Annotated in this window: 1 protein-coding gene; it reads right to left on the minus strand. The window is 64.8% G+C overall.

Going from position 1 to position 1,919, the window contains the following annotated elements:
- Positions 1-9: 9 nt before the first annotated feature.
- Positions 10-1,919, minus strand: a 1,910-nt coding sequence (acs, locus tag AB0C34_RS31500; protein ID WP_357081089.1) for an acetate--CoA ligase, incomplete at its 5' end; no start/stop codon positions are given.

Consider the following 1,919-nt stretch of genomic DNA (forward strand, 5'->3'; position numbering starts at 1 on the left):
CCGTTGTGGTCAGGTTTTGTTGGTGTGGATGGTGTGGAGGATGGTGGGGTCGAGGAGGGTGGAGGTGTCGCCGGGTTGGCGGCCTTCGGCGATGTCGCGGAGGAGGCGGCGCATGATTTTGCCGCTGCGGGTTTTGGGGAGTTCGGGGACGATGTGGATTTCTCGTGGTCGGGCGATGGGGCTGATGTGGGTGGCGACTTGGGTTTTGAGTTCGTTGGTGAGGGTGTCGCCGGTGTTGGGGGTGTTGGTGGTGAGGATGACGAAGGCGACGATGGCTTGGCCGGTGGTGGTGTCGTGGGCGGCGACGACGGCGGCTTCGGCGACGCCGTGGTGTCCGACGAGTGCGGATTCGACTTCGGCGGTGGAGATTCGGTGGCCGGAGATGTTCATGACGTCGTCGATGCGGCCTTGTATCCAGAGGTCGCCGTTGGTGTCGAGTTTGGCGCCGTCGCCGGCGAAGTACCAGTGGTGTTGGGGGAATTGTTGCCAGTAGGTGTCTTGGTAGCGTTGGGGGTCGTTCCAGATGCCGCGGAGCATGGCGGGCCAGGGTTGGTCGAGGACGAGGTAGCCGGTGGTGTTGGTGGGTGGGGTGGGGTTGCCTTGTTCGTCGACGATTTGTGCGCTGATGCCGGGGAGTGGGGTCATGGCGGCGCCGGGTTTGGTGGTGGTGACGCCGGGGAGGGGGGAGATCATGATGGCGCCGGTTTCGGTTTGCCACCAGGTGTCGACGATGGGGGTTTTGTTGGCGCCGATGTTGTGGTGGTACCAGCGCCAGGCTTCGGGGTTGATGGGTTCGCCGACGGAGCCTAGGAGGCGCAGGGTGGTGAGGTTGTGGGCGGCGGGGATGTGTTTGCCCCATTTCATGAAGGTGCGGATGAGGGTGGGGGCGGTGTAGTAGATGGTGACGCCGTATTTTTCGATGATTTGCCAGTGGCGGTGTTCGTCGGGGTGGTTGGGGGTGCCTTCGTAGAGGATTTGGGTGGTGCGGTTGGCGAGGGGTCCGTAGACGATGTAGCTGTGTCCGGTGATCCAGCCGATGTCGGCGGTGCACCAGTAGATGTCGTGGTCGGGTTTGTGGTCGAAGACGGTGTGGTGGGTGTAGGCGGTTTGGGTGAGGTAGCCGCCGGTGGTGTGGAGGATGCCTTTGGGTTTTCCGGTGGTGCCGGAGGTGTAGAGGATGAAGAGGGGGTGTTCGGCGTCGAAGGGTTGTGGTTGGTGGTGGGTGGGGGCGTGGGTGATGGTGTCGTGCCACCAGAGGTCGCGCTGTGGGGTCCAGGGGGTGTCGGTGCCGGTGCGGCGGACGACGAGGACGTGTTCGACGGTGTGGGGGGTGTGGTGGAGGGCTTCGTCGACGGCGGTTTTGAGTGGGGTGGGTTTGCCGCGGCGCCATTGTCCGTCGGTGGTGATGACGAGGCGGGCCCCGGCGTCGTCGATGCGTTGGCGTAGTGCGGTGGGGGAGAAGCCGGCGAAGACGACGGAGTGGGTGAGGCCGAGGCGGGCGCAGGCGAGCATGGCGATGACGGCTTCGGGGATCATCGGCATGTAGATGGCGACTCGGTCGCCGGGTTGGAGGCCGAGTTCGGTGAGGTAGTTGGCGGCTTGGCTGGTTTCGGTGAGTAGTTGTTGGTAGGTGATGGCGCGGGTGTCGCCGGGTTCGCCTTCGAAGTGGATGGCGATTTGGTCGCCGTGTCCGGCCAGGACGTGTCGGTCCAGGCAGTTGTAGGCGATGTTGAGTGTGCCGCCGAGGAACCATTTCGCGACTGGTGGTTGGCTCCAGTCGAGGACTTGGTGGAAGGGGTGGTGCCAGTGCAGTCGGGCGGCTTGCTCGGCCCAGAAGCCGTCACGGTCGGCGGCTGCCCGCTGGTAGAGGGTGGCATCGGCATTCGCCGCGGCAGCGAACTCCGCACTCGGCGGGTAGG

Origin of the sequence: Nocardia sp. NPDC049220 (assembly GCF_040647855.1) — a bacterium.
Lineage (GTDB): Bacteria > Actinomycetota > Actinomycetes > Mycobacteriales > Mycobacteriaceae > Nocardia.